13 protein-coding genes are annotated in these 14,488 nt (G+C 39.0%); 4 read left to right on the forward strand and 9 right to left on the reverse strand.

What is annotated here, in order from left to right; translation table 11 throughout:
* Window positions 1-9 precede the first annotated feature (9 nt).
* From gatA to AAC026_RS04820, 7 genes are all read right to left on the reverse strand, one after another.
* Window positions 10-1,434 (reverse strand): Asp-tRNA(Asn)/Glu-tRNA(Gln) amidotransferase subunit GatA, encoded by a 1,425-nt coding sequence (gatA, locus tag AAC026_RS04790; protein ID WP_339695452.1) that lies wholly within the window; start codon window positions 1,432-1,434, stop codon window positions 10-12.
* Between the two features lie 12 nt (window positions 1,435-1,446).
* Window positions 1,447-1,644 (reverse strand): twin-arginine translocase TatA/TatE family subunit, encoded by a 198-nt coding sequence (locus tag AAC026_RS04795; RefSeq protein ID WP_062587448.1) that lies wholly within the window; start codon window positions 1,642-1,644, stop codon window positions 1,447-1,449.
* A 147-nt stretch (window positions 1,645-1,791) separates the two neighbouring features.
* Window positions 1,792-2,979 carry a peptidoglycan DD-metalloendopeptidase family protein gene (locus AAC026_RS04800; protein ID WP_339695454.1) on the reverse strand — a complete coding sequence of 396 codons (1,188 nt, stop codon included), beginning with the start codon at window positions 2,977-2,979 and terminating at the stop codon, window positions 1,792-1,794.
* Entirely contained in the window at window positions 2,966-3,706 is a 741-nt protein-coding gene (locus AAC026_RS04805) for a DUF4292 domain-containing protein (protein ID WP_339695456.1), read from the reverse strand. The genes AAC026_RS04800 and AAC026_RS04805 overlap by 14 nt, the downstream gene beginning before the upstream one ends.
* Before the next feature lie 7 nt (window positions 3,707-3,713).
* The gene (locus tag AAC026_RS04810; protein WP_339695459.1) at window positions 3,714-5,489 is read right to left on the reverse strand and encodes a tetratricopeptide repeat protein; all 1,776 of its coding nucleotides are present in this window, start codon (window positions 5,487-5,489) and stop codon (window positions 3,714-3,716) included.
* A gap of 78 nt (window positions 5,490-5,567) precedes the next feature.
* Complete coding sequence (locus AAC026_RS04815) at window positions 5,568-7,061, reverse strand: polysaccharide biosynthesis C-terminal domain-containing protein (protein ID WP_339695461.1); 1,494 nt, start codon at window positions 7,059-7,061, stop codon at window positions 5,568-5,570.
* A 113-nt stretch (window positions 7,062-7,174) separates the two neighbouring features.
* Window positions 7,175-7,960: an enoyl-CoA hydratase-related protein gene (locus tag AAC026_RS04820; protein ID WP_339609605.1), complete on the reverse strand. Its 786-nt coding sequence runs from the start codon at window positions 7,958-7,960 to the stop codon at window positions 7,175-7,177.
* A gap of 184 nt (window positions 7,961-8,144) precedes the next feature.
* Here AAC026_RS04820 and AAC026_RS04825 point away from each other — a divergent pair, with 184 nt between their 5' ends.
* Window positions 8,145-9,596, forward strand: coding sequence for an NADP-dependent isocitrate dehydrogenase (locus AAC026_RS04825; RefSeq protein ID WP_339609603.1), 1,452 nt, complete (start codon window positions 8,145-8,147; stop codon window positions 9,594-9,596).
* Between the two features lie 81 nt (window positions 9,597-9,677).
* Here the strand turns inward: AAC026_RS04825 and AAC026_RS04830 are convergent, their stop codons facing one another.
* Together AAC026_RS04830 and AAC026_RS04835 are read right to left on the reverse strand one after the other, a co-directional pair.
* Window positions 9,678-10,181 (reverse strand): hypothetical protein, encoded by a 504-nt coding sequence (locus AAC026_RS04830; protein WP_339695463.1) that lies wholly within the window; start codon window positions 10,179-10,181, stop codon window positions 9,678-9,680.
* Window positions 10,182-10,468: 287 nt separating this feature from the next.
* A complete protein-coding gene (locus tag AAC026_RS04835; RefSeq protein WP_339695465.1) occupies window positions 10,469-11,419 on the reverse strand; it encodes an NAD-dependent epimerase/dehydratase family protein in 951 nt (316 codons plus the stop codon).
* Window positions 11,420-11,643: 224 nt separating this feature from the next.
* Between AAC026_RS04835 and AAC026_RS04840 the strand changes: the two genes are divergently transcribed.
* The 3 genes from AAC026_RS04840 to AAC026_RS04850 all read left to right on the forward strand — a co-directional run bounded on the left by AAC026_RS04840 (window position 11,644) and on the right by AAC026_RS04850 (window position 14,464).
* The gene (locus AAC026_RS04840; RefSeq protein ID WP_339695468.1) at window positions 11,644-11,910 is read left to right on the forward strand and encodes a hypothetical protein; all 267 of its coding nucleotides are present in this window, start codon (window positions 11,644-11,646) and stop codon (window positions 11,908-11,910) included.
* 2 nt (window positions 11,911-11,912) lie between these two features.
* Complete coding sequence (gene kbl, locus AAC026_RS04845; RefSeq protein ID WP_339695471.1) at window positions 11,913-13,106, forward strand: glycine C-acetyltransferase; 1,194 nt, start codon at window positions 11,913-11,915, stop codon at window positions 13,104-13,106.
* Window positions 13,107-13,309: 203 nt separating this feature from the next.
* Window positions 13,310-14,464 (forward strand): 6-bladed beta-propeller, encoded by a 1,155-nt coding sequence (locus AAC026_RS04850; RefSeq protein ID WP_339695473.1) that lies wholly within the window; start codon window positions 13,310-13,312, stop codon window positions 14,462-14,464.
* Window positions 14,465-14,488 lie beyond the last annotated feature (24 nt).

Raw genomic sequence — 14,488 nt, forward strand, 5'->3', positions numbered from 1 at the left:
AGCGTCTGTTCAAATGTTTTGAATCAAGTTTCTCGAAAATGCAAAAAGTTTGGCTTCTTGAAAAGCCGCGGATATAATTTGTAACCCAATTGGCATTCCGTCATCATCTTTTCCAACTGGAATTGATAAAGCTGGAAGCCCCGAAATAGAGGCTTGCACGGTGAATAAATCGGCCATATAGACTTCAATCGGACTTTTTGAGTGTTCTCCTAGTTTGAACGCTGTGGTTGGAGTTGTTGGTATGATGATGAAATCATATTCTGAAAGAATTTTTTCGGTTGCTTCTTTTATTAGTTTTCGTGCCTTTTGTGCTTTTGTAAAATAGGCATCGTAATAATCGGCACTAAGTACAAAAGTGCCTAGCATAATTCTTCTTCTGGCTTCATCTCCAAAGCCCTCTGTTCTGGAGTTTTTATAGAGCGATTCTAAATCAGAAATGGCTAAGCTTCTATGTCCGTACCGAACGCCATCGTAACGGCTTAGGTTAGAGCTTACTTCTGCCGTGGTTAGAATATAATAGGTAGGTAAAATGTAATCTAATAGAGGGAATTGTACTGGCTCTACTGTATGTCCTTCTTCTTTTAAATTTGAAATCTGACTTTCAAGCGTAGCCTTTATTTCGGGTTGAAGGGCTTTAGTCTCAAGCGCTTCTTGTAAATAGGCTACTTTAAATTTTTGTTTCTTTTCTAGGACTTTGCTGTAAGCTGGAACTTCTCTAGAAGAAGAGGTGGCGTCTTTTTCATCCTTTCCAGCAATCACTTCTAAAACTCGTGCGTTGTCCTCAATGCTTTTTGAGAAAATACCTATGCTATCAAAAGAGGAGGCGTAAGCCAGTAGTCCCCATCGCGAAACCCGAGAATAAGTGGGTTTAAGCCCAACAATTCCGCAAAAAGCAGCGGGTTGTCTTACTGATCCTCCCGTATCTGTACCAAGAGAAATTTGACACATGTCGGCTTGAACCGCTACTGCTGAACCTCCAGATGAGCCACCTGCTACCTTGTCTTGATCTAAGGCATTTTTTGCAGGTCCATAGAAAGAGTTTTCATTAGATGAACCCATACCGAATTCATCACAGTTCTGCCTACCAATTAAAATGGCATCTTCCTGAAGGAGTTTTTCAACGGCTGTTGCTGAAAATTGAGATTCAAAATTTTGAAGGATTTTACTTGCTCCACTGATTTTGTGGTCTTGATAGCAGATTAAGTCTTTGATGCCAAAAATTAAGCCGGCAAGTTTGCCGGCTTTGTTTTCCTTGATTTTAGCATCTATAATATCTGCTTTTTGTAAAGCTTCAGAATTGTAGACTTCGACAAATGCATTTAGCTCAGAATGAGCTTCAATATTACTTAAGTAGTACTCTACAAGCGCTCTGCAAGAAGTTACTCCAAGTCTAATGTCTTTTTGAATCTCATCAAGTGTGTGATAAGACCTCAATGATTAATTAGCTTATTTGTCAATTTCTTTACCTGCATCGTCTACCTCTTTCTTAATTTCTTTGGTAGCGTCTTTAAATTCTCTGATACCTTTTCCCATGCCTCTTGCTAGATCAGGTATTTTCTTGGCACCAAAAAGAAGAAGAACTATAAAAACAATCACAAACAGTTCCATCCCCCCTGGCATTCCTATTGCAAATATTGTCTGCATGATTTCTTAAATTTAAATTTAGACTTCAAAGATAACTAAAATCTAACCACGAAGTCAATTGATTCGATTTTGTTCTGTCAACGGAATTTGTAAGCTAGGGTTAAAATCTATCAGACTTATTTTTATAGAGTAAAGTCTATTCTCACTTTATTTCGATCGCTTTTGAAGCCATGTTTCGGGGTTTACAGTGCCCTTAGGGTCATGAACTCTAAATTTTACTTGCGAAATATTGTCTTTATCTGTAAGCACTTGCCCTAGCGTTTGCCCAATTTGAACTTGATCTCCTTTTTTAACTACCACAGTTTTTAACTTGGAGTATACCGTAAAATATTCGCCATGTTGAACCAGTACGCTGTTTCCTAAACCTGGTATGGATAACACTTGACTTACTTTTCCTGGGAAAACGGCCTTTACGGCTGCGTTTTCAGAAGTTTGAATGTCTACTCCCAAATTGTTGATGGTAATGGTTTTAATTGTTGGGTGTCTATGTTGGCCAAATTTGGACGAAATAAACCCTTCTTCAACAGGCCAAGGTAGCTTGCCTTTTTCTTTGGCAAAGGCTTCTGTAAGCTTGGTCATGTCAACAGAACCTAACAAAGCTGCTTTTCTTTCTTCCTCAATTATGGCTTCAATACGTTCAGAAAGTTGCTTTTCGGCTTTTCTTTGTTCTTCCAGTTCTTTCTTTATTCTTTGTTCGTCTTGAGTAAGTTTGGTAATCAAGTCTTTCTGATCTCCCCTAAGCTCTTCTAGTTTGTTGCTTTCTGTTAGCTCATCGTTAAGTAACGATTGCTTGCTTTTTCTTTGGTCTTCAATTTCAGCAATTTGTAAGCCTATACTGCTTTGTACAATCTGAATTTGCTCGGCTTGCTTCTTTCTTGCTTCGGAATATTGTTTAATGTACTTCATTCGCATAAACAGCTGATTGAAAGTAGAAGAAGCAAAAAGGAAGGTCATTTCATTAAATCCCTTACTAGTTTTTTGAGTAGTATAAATCATTTCAGCATACTCCTTTTTAAGCTGAGTAAGATCATTTTCCATGGCTTGAATGATAGAAAGGTTCTCAGAGATTTCGCTATCCAATAAATTCACCTCGCCTTTTATAGCACTAATTAAGGATGAACGGGTTTGGATTTGCTCATTAAGGGCCCTCAAACGGCCAATGCTACTATTCTTCTTGGAGGATGTTTGAGAAAGTATGCGTTCTGTTTCCTGAATTTTCTTTAGAATTTCGTTTTTCTGATTTTCCAAAGTCTTCCTCTGGTCTTGAGCCATGCTGTCAAAACCTGTAAGTAGAAAAAATATTGAAAGGACTAAAAATGCCCTATTTATGTTCATAGTTGTCGGGTATACTAAAAGGAAATGTAAGTGGTTCGTCTTCAATTCTGGCCCTGTTGTGCTCAATATCTATCGTAATTTCTCCTTTTTTATTGTCTTTAAAGTATTGCAATATCATGTCTGCTTTAAATGCGAATACAAACTGTTCCAACATATTGAAGTCTGAATATTTCAGTTCAAGAGTGTTTTTGTTTTTGGTGGTGTTGGCCGTGAGTTTTTCTAATTTTTTGGTTTTGTTACCAATTTGGTTCATTAAAGTGAGGTCTCCAACTCTTTGCACAATGGTAAACTGGTTTGCCTGAGCTACAATATCATCTTCTGCACTTTGGGCAATTGGCATGTCTCCAATAAGTACAGATTGGAAGAGGTCATAGTTTAGTTCGAAGTTGAATTTTTCACTAAGTTCTTGAAAGCTATAAGCATAATACGCTTTATTAACTCTATCAATCATCAAAAGCGAGTCTTGGGTAATTATTCCTCTAGCACCTTCAATGCCCAAGCCTGGAGTAAGCCTGAACCAGATTAAACTATCTTTTTTTACTCTAATGTCGGCAGTCGCTTTGGTTTTAGATTCACCGTCTTTAAACTTAAACTTAGTTTTGGTAGAGAAATATTCAAAAGGGATATCGGCAACTTGAAACTCTTCTTTAACTCGAGTGTTGGTGCCTAAAAAAGTGCTTTTACAAGACTCCAGAAAGAAAGCCGAAAAAACAATGAGTAGGAGCAAGAGCGCTCTATTGGTAGTACTTTTTGTCTGCAATTTTTTGATCGATTTTATCGGAAGTATTTCCAGTTTGTTTCGCTTTTTTCCATTGCTCAACAGCCGCATCAATTTGGTTTAACTTAAAAAGGTTATCACCATAAACTTCTAAAAGCCCTCCTGTAATATTGGATGGGTTTTGCTTTAAGAAATTCTCTATCAGCTGCTTTGCGTCTGCAAATCTACCTAATTGAAACAAAACCTTTGCTTTTACATGGAATAAATAACCATCGGATGGGTTTTCATTGATCAAACGATTTAATGCTACATCTAGCTTTTCTATCATTTCTTGGTCGCTATTAGCACTTAGGTAGTGTAAAAATACTTGAGCGGCATCGCCATCTGCTTTGCCGAATGTTATAACAGAAGAGACGTATGTCTCAACTTCCTCCGTATTTCCTTCCTCTAAAGCAAATTCCAATTTCTTCGTTCGAATCTTGCTCGTCAAAGCCTCATCATTTCTGGCCAATTTTAAAGCCTGATCAAAAGCCGTATTCGCCTCTTCTTTATCGCCTTTGGTACTGTAAAGCTGGGCATTTCCATAATAGTAATAGAATAGGCCTTGGTTTGGGAAGTAGCTCAAAGCATCTTCACTGTTAGTGAGCAGTGTTTCCCAAGATTTTTGATTGTAAGCTTTGGTGAGCAGTTGATTCCAAACTTGGTAGTCAGATGGATTGAGGTTTTTGAGCTGGTTTAAAGCGGTGAGTGCTTGGGTTTCGTAAGCTGCCTTTTCTTGAGGACTTGCCTTTTCGGCCAAAGCACTATATACTTTTTCTCCGGTTTTAATCACTTCAACATCATTGGGGTAAATCGAATACAGCGTTTTTTGCTGCTGATCTAAAAAGGAGAGTGAGATTTTATCCGACCCTGTTGCAGATAAATTTGACATTAACAAAAGCTTTGAACTAAGGTCTGCTTCTTTGTTCGTCATGATTTCGGAAATCATAGGCTTGGCAGCTTCAAAGTCACCCTCTTCTAATTTTAAGTTAATCAATAGGAAGTTAGAGGATGTGGAAGTGCTAGTTGATTTTAGAATATCTGCAGCTTCTGACTTATTACCTGTTGAGGCCAATAAATCAGCGTACTCTAGTTTGTAGTTTTCATTTGTAGGGAAATCCTCCGTAAGCTTTTTTAGCATGTCTAAGGCTTCCTTTTTCTTTCCAGCCTGAAGGAGCAATTCCTTTTTCTGAGTGGTGAATTTATTTGGAGTGTTGTATTTTTCTTCCGTTAACTCAAGCATTTTGATTGCCCCATCGTAATTGCCTAGGCCTACATATACGTCAGCAATATCTAATAAATACTCACGATAGTCAGTAGAGTTTTTTAGCATCAACTCATACTCCGAAGCAGCTGCCTGTAAGTTGTTTTGCGATTTGTGAAGTTGAGCAGCAAGAATATAGTAGAATTTATTGTTGGGCTTAATTTCCTGCGCCTTCTTGATCGATTTTAAACCCTTGTCATACTTTCTTTCAATCAAATAGATTTCGCCCAATTTAAAATAGGCAGCATGGTTATCTTTGTCGATTTCTAATGACTGCTCTAAAAAGGCAATGGCCCTTTCATAATCTTCTAACAGGTAGAATTTCTGAGCATCGATCATTAAATATTCAGCATTTGCCCTGTCGTATTTAGAAATCCCTTTGCTTTCCTCTTCTTTCTTTTCTGTTTTCTTTTGGGCAAAGGCTACTGTGCTGCTGCAAAACAGCATAATGGTGAAAATGAAAGCAGAAAACTGTAGATATTTCTTCACGGGATTCTTCAATTATTCAAGAAACGCATTTTAAGTGGGCTATGTTTAAGCTTTCTGATGAATGTAAGAACAGTGATGTTATTGGCGTTTTTCAACTGTTTTATACTTAAAACCACGTCCTTCCAAAAGATAAATAGCAACAAAAAAGACTACAGTAACAAATATATCGATACCATATTGACCCCAAGCGTTGGAAATTGAAATTAGGTTTGATCCGTAAATTACCCCAACTGCAATAATTAAATACAGAAACAACTTCTTGAAATTATAAGGAACGGGAAACACTTTTCTTCCTTTATAGTAACACAGGGCACACATTACAGCATAACAAACTAAGGCTGAAATGGCAGAACCAAAATAGCCAATGGACGGGATTCGCACGAGCCACAAATGACCTACAAGTGTAATTAGTGCTCCAATGGCAGTGAAATAGGTACCATAAATGGTTTTGTCTTTTATTTTAAACCATACACTGAGGTTTACATATACACCAAAAAACAGCTTTCCTATTAGCAATACTGGCAATACATAGAGCGCGGCCTTATAGCCCGGGCGACCTAAGAATACATCGGCTATCAATTCAATATTTACCGCAATGGCGACCATAATGGCAATATTGAATACCACGAAGTAGTGCATTACTTTGGCGAATAGAGACGGTGCTTCTTTGTTTTCAGCATGAGAGAAAAAGAAAGGTTCGCCCGCATAGCGGAAGGCCTGAATTCCGAGCATCATCAGCACACTTAATTTAAATGCACTGCCATATACACCAAGCTCTTTTTCAGGATCATCGAAAAGGAAGTTAAATAAAATGGTATAGCCTTGATCGTTGAACATGGCTGCTAAACCCATTAAGAAAATAGGGAAGGAGTAAGCCAAAATAGGTTTGAATGCCGACCATTTGAATCGGATTCTGATTTGCGCCAACTCCTTGAACAGCATTGGTATATATAGACTATTGGCTATTAGGTTGGCGATAAAAATATAACCAACGCCCAGTTCTGGATTATAAACTTTTTGAACCCAAGGTTGAAGTATGCTTAAGTATTCTCCATTGGCAATGGCAGGGAAGGCAAGTAAGAACAACAAGTTTAAGCCTATAGTGACAGCGATTACGGTAAGCCGAATCAGTGCAAATTTTATCGGGCGATCGTCTAGCCTTAGTTTTGCAAAAGGAATAGAAACGATGGCATCAATAAACACAATGACAGCCAAATATTGTAAATACTCAGGATGCTCAGTTGCGGCAGTGAAATTGGCCAATGAAGCAGCATCGAAATAGATAAAGCCAGAGAAAAGTATACTGGTAAAGAGAATTGCAGTTGCGGTATAATGGTAGGCATCAATGGACTTGTTTTTTGTGGTAAACCTGAAAAACGAAGTCTCTAAACCATAGGTGTAAATAATATTCAGAAAAGCAGCAATGCCATACAGATGGATAACCACGCCATACTCTTCTTCTGGAAGTATTCGGGTATAGAACGGCACCAAAGCAAAATTGAGCACTCTGCCCAAAATGCTGCTGATGCCGTAATAAGCCGTTTGGCTTGCCAATTTTCTGATTTGACTCATAAAGCGAGACTACATGGATTTATGCTTTGAGCCATAAATGAATTTACGATTTAACGCCAAAGCAAGAACAATGTTATGGCTTTTAGTTAAATCTTGCATGTAGAACTGCCTTTTTATTCTCCCTTAAAATCTGGCTTTCTTTTATCTAAAAATGCCTTAGTGCCTTCATTAAAATCTTCAGTTTTAACACAGTTGGCAAAACTATTGGCTTCAGTCTGATAGCCATCAATGTCATTGGTATATACTGCGTTAATGCATTCTATTACCATACCTACAGCTAAAGGTGCTTTGCTTGTGATTCTGCCAAGAAGCTCTTCTGCTTTTTGAAGGCCAGCAGCTTTGTTTTCAGCTACATGGTTTACAAGACCTAAAGCTTTTGCTTCGTCAGCTTTTACCATATCGCCAGACATGGCTAGCTCGAATGCTTTTCCTTTGCCAACTAACTGAGTGAGTCTTTGCGTTCCTCCAAAACCAGGGATGATGCCGAGATTTACTTCTGGAAGCCCGAATTTTGCATTTTCTGTGGCGATACGGATATGACAAGCCATTGCTAATTCGCAGCCACCGCCCAAAGCGAAACCGTTAACTAGAGCGATTACGGGTTTATGACAGTTTTCTATACTGGCAAAAACTTCCTGTCCTTGTTCAGAGAATTTTCTTGAATTTAATTCAGAAAGTTGCGCTATTTCAGAAATATCTGCGCCAGCCACAAATGCCTTTTCGCCTTCCCCAGTAATGATTACCGCCTTTACTTCGGCCGAATCGTAAATTTCTTGAAAGGCCTCTCCAATCTCTTCAACAGTCTGGGTGTTGAGTGCGTTTAATTTGTCGGGCCTATTGATGGTGAGGTGAACGACTCCGTCTTTATTTTCGAATTTTATATTCTGGTATGAGTCCATTGCTTAAGTTGAGTAAGGTGCAAAGATAGCAGCAATGTGAGAAAACTAAAAAGACTACACCAAGGTTAAGCGTTTGATTTTGGGTATTTAAAGAAATGAGTTCGAGAAATTTAGCTTTTAATTCCTTTTAAAGCCTGCCTTTGATACCTTTGCAGCCATTCAAGAAAAATTCATTCAAGCACTTATGGGAACACAAAATAGAATTACAGTCGCTTACGGAGATGGAATTGGTCCAGAAATCATGGATGCTACTATCCGTATTATGGATGCAGCCAATGTGGGGTTAGAATACGATGTGATTGAAATCGGTGAGAAAGTTTATAAATCTGGCCATAAATCTGGCATTAGCCCTGAATCTTGGGAAACTTTACGCCAAAATAAAGTTTTACTTAAGGCGCCAATTACTACACCTCAAGGTGGAGGTTACAAAAGTTTGAACGTAACCATCAGGAAATCACTGGGTTTATTTGCAAACGTAAGACCATTCAGAGCCTATCCTCCATTTGTGCCATCACATTTTCCGCATATGGATGTTGTAATTGTTCGTGAGAATGAAGAAGATCTTTATGCTGGAATTGAACACCAGCAAACAAGCGAAGTGGTTCAAACATTGAAATTGATTTCTGAGCCTGGTTCTGAAAAAATTATCAGATACGCTTTTGAGTACGCTAAGGCATACGGTAGAAAGAAAGTGACCTGTATGACCAAAGACAATATTATGAAGCATACCGATGGTATGTTCCACAGAATATTTAATGAAGTAAGGCTTGAATACCCAGAAATTCAGTCCGATCACTGGATTATCGATATTGGGTCGGCTGTGGTAGCAGCTCGTCCAGAATCTTTGGATGTTGTAGTAACCTTGAACTTGTACGGAGATATTATTTCTGATATTGCTGCGGAAGTAGCTGGTTCAGTAGGAATGGCAGGTTCGGCCAATATTGGAACAAATTATGCCATGTTCGAAGCCATTCATGGTTCAGCACCAGATATCGCTGGTCAAGATATGGCCAATCCATCGGGCTTGTTGAATGGTGCATTTATGATGCTCGTGCAATTAGGCAAAGCAGATAAGGCTGAGTTGATCCAAAATGCTTGGTTGAAAACTTTGGAAGACGGAATCCACACAGGCGATGTTTATAGACTGAACAGAAGTGTGAAGAAAGTAGGTACCAAAGAATTTGCCGATGCGGTAATTGAAAGATTAGGTCAAGTGCCTGAAAAGTTGAAAGCGGTAAAGTATAACCCAAATGTGAAAATTGAAGTGGTTGTACCTGAAAAACCTGCTAAAAAGAAAGAATTGGTTGGTGTTGATGTATTCATTGATTGGAGGGGCGAAAGCCGAGATGCCAATGAAATTGGAGATCGATTGCTGAAAAACGTTTCTACCGATAAGTTGAAACTAGACCAAGTGTCGAACAGAGGTGTGGTAGTTTACCCGAATGGCATGGACGAGATTTTTAAGTCTGACCATTGGAGATGTAGATTTACACACCCAGAAGGAGCAACGTTAGATAATGCAGATATTATCGAAATCCTTAAACGTGTTCAAAAAGAAGGTTTTGACTTTATTAAAACAGAACATTTATATCATTTCGATGGCGAAAGAGGTTACTCTTTAAGTCAAGGAGAATAGGAAGATTTTATCTTGATTAATTTTCACGAATGTCTTGGGCCTACTTTTGGCTCAGGACATTTTTTTTGAACTCTTACTCTATTAAAAATACTCATCTGTATTGAGGTTGTACTTACCACTATCTTTTAACGGATATACTTGATCATGTTGATTTTTGAAGGCGACATCAAAAGAAATTTGCCACTGATTATCATTGATTTTTGAAGCAGATATAATAGCCTTTTGCACACCATATTCGCTAAACCCGCAAAAGCAAGATCTATGATAAGCCACATTGACTGTCCCGTTTTCTTCTGCCTTGGTACTGTCATAGATAAATGAAGTACTGCCCTTTGGTATTTCTAAGTAGAAAATTTCCGACAGTTCATCATCCGCAATGTCTTTGTCTTCTTCGTGAGCGTAAGTGTATTTAAACACCAAGTTTTCACCTTCCGAAACTACGGGTATCTGAGGGTCACCGGGTTGATGTGCTATAAACTCCAGTTCACGCTCAGTTTGAAATTCTCTATATACTCGAGATGGGCTTTCTTTTCCGCAAGAAGAAAGAATAAAGATGAGTGCCGATAAGGAGATTAGTTTTTTCATACCTGCTTAGACACGAGTAGTCGTGGTTTGGTTGGTCAGGTGGCTACCTTTTGACTTGCTATTCATTTAATTAATCTGCCAAGCTAGTGTTAAGTCATCCTGTGGGCTCCGAGACTTCGGAGTTTTTCAGTAATACAGATAAGATGTCTTTTTAAGCGGACAGAGTCCTTGTGTCCATATTTAGTCACAGGTCCTGCCTAAGGGCAGATAAATCGGAGCACCTGTGACAGTGTTACAATGGTGACTAATGACCAATAACTAATCAACCAATACACTAATAACTAGCCCTAGAACTTATCCAAAAGTGGAGGAAGGTTTTTAAGAATGTCTTCTGTCATGGCATCAAGGCTGAAGTCGTGCTTCCAACCCCAATCTTCTCTGGCTTGAGAATCGTCAATGGTATTTGGCCAGCTATCGGCTATTGCCTGACGGAAATCTGGTGCATAATCAATTTCGAATTCAGGCATTTGCTTTTGAATAGAAGCTGCCATTTCTTTTGGCGTAAAACTAATGGCCGAAAGGTTGTAGCTAGAACGTACTTTCACTTGTTCTGCAGGTGCCTGCATCAGCTCGATGGTCGCCTTAATCGCATCAGGCATATACATCATTGGCAAGGCGGTATTTTCTTTTAAGAAGCAAGTGAATTTCTCACCTTTCAATGCTTTATGGTAAATATCCACTGCATAATCAGTAGTGCCACCACCTGGCAATGATTTGTAACCGATAAGTCCTGGGTACCTGATGCTTCGAACATCCACTCCGTATTTATCGAAGTAGTATTCGCACCATCTTTCGCCAGCTAATTTGCTGATGCCATACACCGTATTTGGGTCTTTTTCGCAGAACTGAGGTGTATTGTTTAAAGGGGTGTTTGGTCCGAAAACGGCAATAGAACTTGGCCAGTAAATTTTGTCTAGCTTTTTCTCTTTGGCCAATTCCAACACATTCAATAAGCTGGTCATATTCAAGTTCCAAGCCCACTGAGGATTAGATTCGCCTTTGGCAGAAAGGATGGCCGCCAAATGATAAATCTGTGTGATCGAATGTTTTTCAACAACTTCCTTCAACTGAGCAGCATTCATTACATCTAGTTTTTCGAAAGTAAAACCAGCAATGTTGGCGTGAGGCGAAGAAATGTCAGAAGCAATGATGTTTTCGTTTCCAAAAACTTCACCGAGCGCAATTGTCAGTTCCGATCCTAATTGTCCACTTGCTCCGATGATAAGTACTCTAGTCATTTGCTTCTTGATTTTAGTTGTAATGGTTGAATCAGAAATCTATTCTTCTTTTTCTTCTTTCAGAACAGAAAGTTTCTGAACGGTAGCAAGGCTTTCAAGAGATAGAATCCTTTAAAACCCGCTGCCCAATTGTGCTGCAATATTAGTGAATGCAATAGAATAAGTAAAACCTTTGCCAACACGAATAGCCGTTCGGAACCCATATTTTTTATATTTGCATTGCGATGGAAATCAAGGACTTTGAATCTTATTTAAAAGACAAGAAAATTGACTCGGCTGCTTTTCAAAAAGGGCAACCAGAACAGTGGGTAAAATTCAAAGATTTGTATAATCAAATGCACCCAAATAGCTTTACAGCTCAGAAATTATACCTCATTAATCCCATTAGGAGAGCATTTCCACTAAAAGAGGAAGTGCCTGAAAAGGCGGCATCAACTGTACAAGCCGCTCGACCAAAAGTGATGATGAGACCTAAACCGAAAACAAATTAATTATGTTCGATACACTCCAACCCAAACTTCAGGCTGAACTAGCAGAAATCAAAGAAGCCGGACTTTATAAAAAAGAAAGAATCATTACCACTCCCCAAGCGGCCGACATCAAAACTGCCGATGGAAGAGAAGTAATTAACTTTTGTGCGAATAACTATTTAGGGTTGTCTTCACACCCTAAGGTGGTTGAAGCCGCTAAAAAGGCCATCGATACACATGGTTTCGGTATGTCTTCGGTTCGTTTTATTTGTGGAACACAAGATATTCACAAAGAGCTAGAGCAAAAGATTTCAGAATTTCTGGGCATGGAAGATACCATTCTTTATGCGGCAGCCTTCGATGCTAATGGTGGTGTTTTTGAGCCATTGCTGGGTGCCGAAGACGCGATTATTTCAGATGCCTTAAACCATGCTTCTATTATTGATGGCGTGCGTTTGTGTAAAGCCATGCGTTTCCGTTACGATCATAACGACATGGCCAGCCTTGAGCAGCAATTGAAAGATGCTGATGCCAAGGGAGCTGTAAATAAAATTATTGTAACCGATGGTGTTTTCTCAATGGATGGCACCATTGCACAATTAGATAAAATCTGTGATTTGGCCGATAAATACAAAGCTTTGGTGATGACAGACGAGTGTCATTCAACAGGTTTTATGGGTAAAACAGGTAGAGGCGTTCATGAATTCAGAAACTGCATGGATCGTGTAGATATTATCACTGGCACATTGGGTAAAGCCCTAGGCGGTGCTTCTGGTGGGTTTACCTCAGCTAAAAAAGAAGTGATTGAAATCCTTCGTCAGCGTTCAAGACCTTATTTATTCTCCAACACTTTGGCGCCTTCTATTGTAGGAGCTTCCATCGCAGTATTCGATATGCTTTCTGAAGCCACCACCCTTCGCGATAAATTGGAGGAAAACACCAAATACTTCAGAAGTAAAATGACTGAGGCTGGTTTTGATATTAAGCCGGGCGAGCACGCCATTGTGCCTGTAATGCTTTACGATGCCAAGTTGGCCCAAAAAATGGCCGATGCACTTTTAGAGAAAGGTATTTACGTAATTGGTTTCTTCTTCCCTGTAGTGGCAAAAGGCCAGGCCAGAATTAGAGTTCAAGTTTCTGCAGGCCACGAAAGACATCATTTGGACAAAGCGATTCAAGCCTTTACCGAAGTGGGTAAGGAATTGGGTGTTATTTAAAGGCAACAGCATAATAGAACTTATAAAGAGACTGTCTGAGAAGGCAGTCTTTTTTTTGTGGTTCATGCTTTTATAATATTGAGAATACACAAAATCAAATTTGATCCGTTATTCTTTTTAAACGACTATTCTTTTAGTTATTCTTGTTAGTGAGTGCTTGGCTCATCAATCAAGTTCAAACTTCCTTCAACCTTAATAAAATTGTGAAGCAGTTCAGTCTATTTTTTCTCCTTCTATTGGTTACATTTTCATGCTCCAAAAATGCTTCTGAAAAAGAAAATGAAGCTGTTGTGGTTACCGATGACTTTAAATCTTACCGTCTCGATCGGGACCTTTCTCTAGAACGCTTCTCAGATTTAATTGAATCAGTAGAGCTGGTTCGGATGGAAGAAACCGATAACTCATTATTGTCTTATATCTATGACGTCCATCAGTCGAAAGATCAGTTGGTGTTCACCAGCGGAAGAGAATCTAATGTGTTTGTTTTTGACTTGAAAGGGAATTTCGTTCGCAAGATTAATAAGAAAGGAGAAGGGCCCGAGGAGTATTTAAACATTACAGATTTGTGGCTGGAAGGAGATACGCTAGCAATCTATTCAAGAAACCAAACTTCAGTAAAGCGCTATTCATTGGAAGGCGATTTTATTAGATCGGAAAAATTGCCCGCATCTCCAGGTCATCTTTATACTTATAACCATGGTTACGCGATGGAGATGAATTACCGCCCTATTAACGATACATCCTATTATAGATATGCCACATTGGACAAGGATTTGAAGCTGGTAGATATGTATCAGCCTGTCGACAAGCATATCCCCGCGGGACTTACTTTGGGAACCAATTCAATAACTCCTTACAAGGATGGAGTAACGCTACATCGAATGATGAGTGACACGGTGTATTATTTGAATGATAAAGGGTTTGCTCCGCTAGTTCATTTGGAGTTTGGACAGGATTGGTATTGGAATGAAGGAAAGGACGTTACACCTGACTTCGTTCAAGTGATACAAGAAACAGAAAAAGTATGGACGGCTACTGCCCATATAGGAGATCATCTAATTTGGGTATTTACTTATAGTGGTTTTTCAGAAGGTATTGTGCCTCCAAGTTTTCTAATTGATCGTGCCTTAGGAATTGTTCACAACGTGGATATGAGAAAAGCAGATAAATCTAATAATGTGGCCATTCCTATCGGTTGGGATAATGAGCAAATGATATTTACCATTCAATCTCCAAACGTGGCCTCTTTTCTCTCTGAATTTAATGAAGACCAAATCAAATTCCGAGAAGGTACCACCTTAGAAGAAATAGAATCTTCTGAAAACCCTATGTTGATGTGGGTGAAGTTTAAGGAGTGAGTATTGGGTAGCTAGATTTTAGAA

The sequence above is a fragment of the uncultured Roseivirga sp. genome (assembly GCF_963973945.1).
In the GTDB taxonomy this organism is placed as follows: Bacteria; Bacteroidota; Bacteroidia; order Cytophagales; family Cyclobacteriaceae; genus Roseivirga.

What these genes read in the sequence shown, in the direction of transcription:
- AAC026_RS04795 (WP_062587448.1), bottom strand. Translation starts at nt 1,644, where the DNA reads ATGCAGACAATATTTGCAATAGGAATGCCAGGGGGGATGGAACTGTTT.
- AAC026_RS04800 (WP_339695454.1), bottom strand. Translation starts at nt 2,979, where the DNA reads ATGAACATAAATAGGGCATTTTTAGTCCTTTCAATATTTTTTCTACTT.
- AAC026_RS04815 (WP_339695461.1), bottom strand. Translation starts at nt 7,061, where the DNA reads ATGAGTCAAATCAGAAAATTGGCAAGCCAAACGGCTTATTACGGCATC.
- AAC026_RS04820 (WP_339609605.1), bottom strand. Translation starts at nt 7,960, where the DNA reads ATGGACTCATACCAGAATATAAAATTCGAAAATAAAGACGGAGTCGTT.
- AAC026_RS04825 (WP_339609603.1), top strand. Translation starts at nt 8,145, where the DNA reads ATGGGAACACAAAATAGAATTACAGTCGCTTACGGAGATGGAATTGGT.
- AAC026_RS04830 (WP_339695463.1), bottom strand. Translation starts at nt 10,181, where the DNA reads ATGAAAAAACTAATCTCCTTATCGGCACTCATCTTTATTCTTTCTTCT.
- AAC026_RS04835 (WP_339695465.1), bottom strand. Translation starts at nt 11,419, where the DNA reads ATGACTAGAGTACTTATCATCGGAGCAAGTGGACAATTAGGATCGGAA.
- AAC026_RS04840 (WP_339695468.1), top strand. Translation starts at nt 11,644, where the DNA reads ATGGAAATCAAGGACTTTGAATCTTATTTAAAAGACAAGAAAATTGAC.
- kbl (WP_339695471.1), top strand. Translation starts at nt 11,913, where the DNA reads ATGTTCGATACACTCCAACCCAAACTTCAGGCTGAACTAGCAGAAATC.